Genomic DNA, 6,376 nt, shown 5'->3' with positions numbered 1-6,376 from the left:
TGACGTAACCCCATCGTACCGAGGCGCTCGTTTTTGTGCAAAGACCAGATTATTCGTTTTACAGGAATTCTAACGGGAAACGTTAGTTCAATGAAACAACGACAGTCTAGGACTTTATTTTCCCCGTCCTCGCCTACCGTTGTTTCTTTTGTGGCCTTATACCAGTTCCACCTAGAAATATCCGTCTGTAAGCAGTTCTTCAACTAAAAATCCCCGCCGACCAATTAAGGTTAGCGGGGATTGCTGTACTGACGTTTAGGAACCTCCAACTTGCACAAGGATTTAGATACCAGGTACAGTCATGAAAACTAAAAAGCTACTCGCAACAATTAACAGTCCTACACCTTTTCAATTAGATTGGAGAACTCTGTTTTGATTTCAGGAGTCGCATAGACTTGGAAACGCATAAACAGGCCAATACAATTTATAAAGTAAGTCTCATTATTTATTATATGTGACTTTACCATTGTAAATAACAATTGTTTTAAAAAAACACTGTACCTTTCTCTGTTTAAATAATAGTAGGCCATTTCGTAACCAAACCATGCAATGTAGTCGGGTACTACTTGTTGGCTGTACATATCAGTAGATGTCGGGAGTTGAGTAACGGCATCAATGTCTTTTTTAAACCTTGAAAGTACATCATCAACATCCAAATTATATTGATTAGCAGCTATCATAACGTTTAACAGCATTGAAAGTTTCTCACCTTCCATGGTATCTGCTGTTTCGGCTATGTATTCAACATATGAAAAAGGATGCTAATGAGAAAATAAGAATTCACTTTGCAGATATATTGAACTTCAATTTCACGAAAGATCATCTCCCTTTGCAAGAAATGTGATTTTTTCGTGATTTAATGAAGAAAGGCTCCCTCTCGGGAGCCTTTTAAATAGCGGTATTACAGGGTTTTTGGACCCTTTGTTACATCATGCCGCCCATACCACCCATGCCGCCCATGTCAGGCATTGCAGCCTTTTCTGGTTCTGGCTTGTCAGCGATAACCGCTTCGGTAGTCAGGAACATTGCTGCTACGGAAGCAGCGTTTTGCAAAGCATAACGAGTTACTTTCGCAGGGTCCACGATACCAGCTTCGATCATGTTTACCCAGTCGCCAGTAGCTGCGTTAAAGCCTACGCCAACTTCTTCGCGTTTCAGACGCTCAACAATTACAGAGCCTTCTTCACCTGCGTTAGCAGCAATGGTGCGGATTGGAGCTTCCAGAGCGCGCAACACGATGTTCACGCCTGTTTGCTCGTCGCCTTGCAGTTCAACAGCTGCAACTGCTTTGTATACGTTCAGGAGCGCTACACCACCACCGGATACGATACCTTCTTCAACCGCAGCACGGGTTGCGTTCAGGGCATCTTCGATGCGCAGTTTGCGTTCTTTCAATTCTGTTTCAGTTGCCGCACCGACTTTGATGACTGCTACGCCGCCGGACAATTTAGCCAGACGCTCTTGCAGTTTCTCTTTGTCGAACTCGGAAGTAGTTTCTTCCAGTTGCGTGCGGATTTGGCTAACACGAGCGTCGATGTCGGCTTTGTTTCCAGCACCGTCAACCACAATCGTATTTTCTTTAGTGATACGCACTTGACGTGCTGTACCCAGTTGGTCTACGGAAGCGGTTTTCAGGTCCAGACCCAGTTCTTCTGTAATCACTTGACCGCCTGTAAGGGCAGCGATATCTTGCAGCATTGCTTTACGACGGTCACCAAAGCCTGGAGCTTTAACAGCTACAGCGTTGAATGTACCACGCAGTTTGTTAACAACGAGCATAGCCAGTGCTTCGCCTTCGATGTCTTCAGCGATCAGAACGAGTGGCTTGCCTTGTTGTACAATTTTTTCAAGCAATGGCAGGATTTCTTGTGTGTTTGTGATTTTTTTGTCTGTGATCAGGATATACGGATTGTCCAGTACAGCTTCCATTTTGTCCGTATCTGTAATCATGTACGGGGAAATGTAGCCACGGTCAAATTGCATACCTTCAACCACTTCCAGCTCTGTTGCAAAACCGCGGGATTCTTCAACAGTGATTACACCGTCTTTGCCCACTTTTTCCATAGCTTCAGCGATCAGTTCGCCTACTTCGTCATCAGCAGCGGAAATACCAGCTACTTGAGCAATGGATTGTTTGCTTTCGATTGGTTTGGAGATGGCTTGCAGTTCAGCGACAGCCGCTTTAACCGCTTTGTCGATCCCTTTACGGATACCGATTGGGCTTGCACCAGCAGTTACGTTTTTCAGGCCTTCTGTGATAAGGGCTTGAGCCAAAACAGTAGCAGTAGTCGTACCATCACCAGCTACATCGTTCGTTTTGGTTGCTACTTCTTTAACCAGTTGAGCGCCCATGTTTTCGAACGCGTCTTCCAGCTCGATTTCTTTTGCAATCGTTACACCGTCATTGGTGATGAGCGGGCTACCGAATTTTTTCTCCAGTACAACGTTACGGCCTTTCGGTCCGAGTGTTACTTTAACAGCATTAGCCAATGCGTCAACCCCACGCAACATAGAGCGACGAGCGTCTTCACTGAATTTAATATCTTTAGCCATTTGTGATAAACCTCCCTATGGATTATGAATGATTTGTTTCAATTCCTATATTCAGGTCTTGTCCGGGTTCCGGTTAACCGATGATCGCGTGGATATCGCTTTCTTTCATAATCAAATATTCTTTACCTTCATATTTGATTTCCGTTCCAGCGTATTTAGAGAAAATGACACGGTCGCCTTCTTTTACTTCCAGAGGAATACGGGCACCGTCTTTCAATGCGCCTGCGCCAACCGCGATAATTTTGCCTTCTTGCGGCTTTTCCTTGGCAGAGTCAGGAAGTACGATCCCGAAGGAAGTCGTTGTCTCTTGCTCAATTGCTTCCACCAATACGCGTTCACCCAAAGGTTTGATCATGAAAAAATAGCCTCCTTATTAAGTGTTTTATCCTGTAATTTGGTTGTTATGTTGTATGTATTAGCACTCGACAGTCGTCAGTGCTAACAACCAACTTTATGATACTCAACTTGGGATTGAATTTCAAGTCCCTAATGTATTTTTTATGGGAATTTTTATGGACAGCCCTTCCCGATTATATCCATCTATCTGAAAAATAACCGTTAACTCAAGGCTAATGGTTATTTTTAAGGCAGCTAAGCTGCTGCTGTTATGCTCTATAAATAGTCATGATATACAAATGCTATTCATCATCTGCAAGACATGTAGCGCGGACCCGAATAAATTGTTTACTGAGCCATCCAGGTCCTGCCTTATTATTCTGAAGCTACACGCAATTGGGCCTCACGTTCCTCCTGTGCACGCAGCTGCCTGCGGTACACGACCGAAGACAAATACACGCTCACTTCATACAGCACCAGCAACGGAATCGCCACCAAAAAATCGGAAATAAAGTCCGGCGGGGTAATGACAACCGCAACGAACACAAGCAGAAAATAAGAAATCTTCCGCCACTTGCGAAGCCGCATTGGTGTTAAAACATGAATCCCCGTCAGAAACATGATAAGCAGGGGGAGCTCAAACAGCAGCGCTACAGGTAGTACAATATTAAACATAAAGGTGAAATATTGTGCGATCCCGTACGTTTCCTGTAATCCCATACTTTTGGTGACCGACGATGTAAACTGAATTGCCATCGGGAAAATAATGAAATAAGCAAAAGCTGTCCCAATGATGAACAAAAGCAGCACATAAGGCACATACCGCAAAGTCGCACTTCGTTCTTGTGGTCTTAAGCCCGGGCTGACAAACTTCCACAGTTGGTAGCAAGCAAACGGTAGCGCCACCGCAATCCCGATGATCATGGCGATCTTCATGTAGATACCGATCCCGTCCCAAAAGGAAAACGCGTTTAACTGAAAAGCTTGCGCCGAACCGGAGCGAATAAGCCAGTCATAGACAGAACCCGCTGCGAACAGACCACCAGCCAGTGCCAATACAAATACAATTAGCACATAGATAATTCTGCGGCGAAGCTCTCCCAGATGTTCCATTAGCGGCATTTCATGCTCTGATGGGGTCAAGTCCACTCCTCCTTTCTGAACGGAACGCAGCAGCGCCTCCTAAAAAATAAAGCCCTTCACTGAAGAAGAGGCTTTTGTTTATTGTACAAGCATCAAGAATCGATCACTAAATCTATGACAAGCGTTTTTCCTCAGGCTGAGGTTGAACTTCTGAAGACGTCGTCTGTGATGCTTTGACCACACTATCTTTGCTGTCTTTACGCTCAGTCCGTTCATCTTCTGATAAAATATCGCGTGCCCCGTTTTTAAACTCACGGAATGTACGCCCTACAGCTCGACCCAGCTCAGGCAGCTTGTTCGGACCAAATAACAGCAGCGCCAGAATGATCAACAAAATATAACCCGGTGCTCCAATATTGGGCATGTGTAGTAATCCTCCTTATGTTGACGGACAAAATAACAATCTTTGTCCGTATACGGCCTTATAAATTCTTATAGGTATCATACCACACACGATGTGCTGCCTTCTACCGGAACTGGCCTGTCACCATAAGTAGCGCTTCTGGAAGTTGGTCCATTATCGCTGCCAAATTTTCATGCACACCTTTGGGCGTTCCTGGTAAATTGACGATCAGTGTACGTCCGCGTATTCCTACGATTCCACGGAATAGCATAGCCGCTGGATTTTTCTGCATCACGATCATTCTCATGGCTTCCGCCATGCCTGGCACTTCCCGTTCCACAACCCGCCTAGTCGCCTCCGGTGTCACATCACGGATCGCCAGCTCGGTTCCACCCGTAGTTAGTACCAGGTCTGCATGAAAATAATCGGTCATTTCGATTAAAGCTGCAATAATTTCATCCGGTTCATCGGGAACGATCCGGTATTCCACAATCTCTCCGCCCAGTTCTTCTTCGATGAGTTCCCGGATGACCTGTGCGCTTGTATCCTCACGCTCTCCCCTTGCCCCTTTATCACTGGCTGTTAGGATCGCCGTTTTCCACACCATAAGATCACCCTTCTCCTATCATGAAAGAATACTTTCTCTTCTGAAAATCAGAAACAGCCACGCTGCATCCTCCATCACATCACAGTACCCTCTCGGCGACAATGTTGTCTATGTCAAGGTTCCCGGTGGTCCTCCCTTTGAAAATCCCCATGCTTGCCACCTGTTTTGGATTGCAGCATGGTAGGGCCGATGATCATATCTTTTTGCAGCGCCTTGCACATATCATACACGGTTAACGCTGCGGCTGAAGCCGCTGTCAAAGCTTCCATTTCTACACCTGTCTTACCTTCGGTCTTCACTTCAACTTCAATATGAAGCACATCATGTCCATTATCGGAAAAAGTAATGTTCACGCCTGTCAGGGCCAGTGGATGACACATCGGTATCCAGTCTGACGTTTTTTTCGCGCCTTGAATCCCTGCGACCTGGGCCACAGCAAGAACATCACCCTTGCCGATTCTTCCTTCTTTTACAGCCGTCAATGTAGCCGGATTCATCGTAATCTGAGTCACGGCAACTGCTGTACGAATCGTAGACGTTTTACCCGAAATATCTACCATCCGAGCCCGTCCCTGTTCGTTAAAATGAGTAAAGGAATCCACGACTCCCTCACAGCTCCTTTCACATACCCAACTTTACTTCATTCATCATTTGTCAATAATCACAATCTAAGCGTCCATCCAGAGTAAACAGCACGTCCACTCGCAAATCCCTTGGCTCCATGGGCACCTGTGTTAGCAATTGTCCCGGCAACAGCAGCGAGACATAAAGCGGACCTACATGGCTGTTGTTACGCTTCTCTGCCTCTACCTGTACGGTAAAGCGGTCATAATAGCCTCCGCCGTAGCCGATCCTGCCCCCACGGCGATCAAAGGCCAAGCCGGGCACAACAACCCAGTCAATTCCCGTCCACATTTCAGGCGACCATTCCTTGCATGTCAAAGCAGGCTCAGGGATGTTCCAGATGCCGGGTACAATATCTCCGTACTGATCCATCTCCCTCACCTCCATAGTCCGAGTTACCGGATCCACTCTTGGGGCTAGGACACGATCTCCCTGTGACCAGCAATGCTCAATGAGGGGAGTCGTCGAAATCTCGCTGCCAAAAGAGAGATAACTAAATAAGGTTAGCTTATCTCCGTTTCTGTCTATTCTAAGCTGCTCCCATGCCTCGATTGCATGCCGACAGGCCACAGCCGATGCCTTCTGCCTTGTCAGCGGGTCCATGGAGTCACGCGCTTCCCGTTGCTGCAAACGCAGCGCGTTCTTCACATTACAGACATCCATCACATCCGCCCTCCCGCACAATCGTCGATAATCTTTAAAACGTTACTATTGTCCCATTTGTCAGTAAGTGCTGTACGTTGCAAGTTTTTTTCATTCTTTTTCACTTC

9 protein-coding genes are annotated in these 6,376 nt (G+C 46.2%); all 9 read right to left on the bottom strand.

Annotated elements, in window-relative coordinates:
- Positions 1-203 (bottom strand): hypothetical protein (locus NLX78_RS16440; RefSeq protein ID WP_254350985.1); only part of this gene is annotated, 203 nt, incomplete at its 3' end.
- A gap of 135 nt (positions 204-338) precedes the next feature.
- On the bottom strand, positions 339-716 hold the full coding sequence (locus NLX78_RS16435) for a hypothetical protein (RefSeq protein WP_483311682.1): 378 nt from the start codon (positions 714-716) through the stop codon (positions 339-341).
- A 208-nt stretch (positions 717-924) separates the two neighbouring features.
- Positions 925-2,553 (bottom strand): chaperonin GroEL, encoded by a 1,629-nt coding sequence (groL, locus tag NLX78_RS16430; protein ID WP_013369880.1) that lies wholly within the window; start codon positions 2,551-2,553, stop codon positions 925-927.
- A 73-nt stretch (positions 2,554-2,626) separates the two neighbouring features.
- Positions 2,627-2,908 carry a co-chaperone GroES gene (gene groES / locus NLX78_RS16425; protein ID WP_007429271.1) on the bottom strand — a complete coding sequence of 94 codons (282 nt, stop codon included), beginning with the start codon at positions 2,906-2,908 and terminating at the stop codon, positions 2,627-2,629.
- Between the two features lie 356 nt (positions 2,909-3,264).
- Entirely contained in the window at positions 3,265-4,032 is a 768-nt protein-coding gene (gene tatC, locus NLX78_RS16420) for a twin-arginine translocase subunit TatC (protein ID WP_103048885.1), read from the bottom strand.
- A 112-nt stretch (positions 4,033-4,144) separates the two neighbouring features.
- Positions 4,145-4,396, bottom strand: coding sequence for a twin-arginine translocase TatA/TatE family subunit (locus NLX78_RS16415; RefSeq protein ID WP_254350984.1), 252 nt, complete (start codon positions 4,394-4,396; stop codon positions 4,145-4,147).
- Between the two features lie 103 nt (positions 4,397-4,499).
- Complete coding sequence (locus NLX78_RS16410; RefSeq protein ID WP_013309212.1) at positions 4,500-4,982, bottom strand: MogA/MoaB family molybdenum cofactor biosynthesis protein; 483 nt, start codon at positions 4,980-4,982, stop codon at positions 4,500-4,502.
- A gap of 113 nt (positions 4,983-5,095) precedes the next feature.
- Positions 5,096-5,584, bottom strand: coding sequence for a cyclic pyranopterin monophosphate synthase MoaC (moaC, locus tag NLX78_RS16405; RefSeq protein ID WP_013309211.1), 489 nt, complete (start codon positions 5,582-5,584; stop codon positions 5,096-5,098).
- Between the two features lie 52 nt (positions 5,585-5,636).
- Complete coding sequence (locus NLX78_RS16400) at positions 5,637-6,269, bottom strand: 5-formyltetrahydrofolate cyclo-ligase (RefSeq protein WP_254350994.1); 633 nt, start codon at positions 6,267-6,269, stop codon at positions 5,637-5,639.
- Positions 6,270-6,376 lie beyond the last annotated feature (107 nt).

Source organism: Paenibacillus sp. Lou8.1, from assembly GCF_024213565.1.
Lineage (GTDB): Bacteria > Bacillota > Bacilli > Paenibacillales > Paenibacillaceae > Paenibacillus > Paenibacillus polymyxa_B.
Note: the sequence above shows the minus strand (reverse complement) of the source record. Positions and strands in the feature narration are given on the sequence as shown.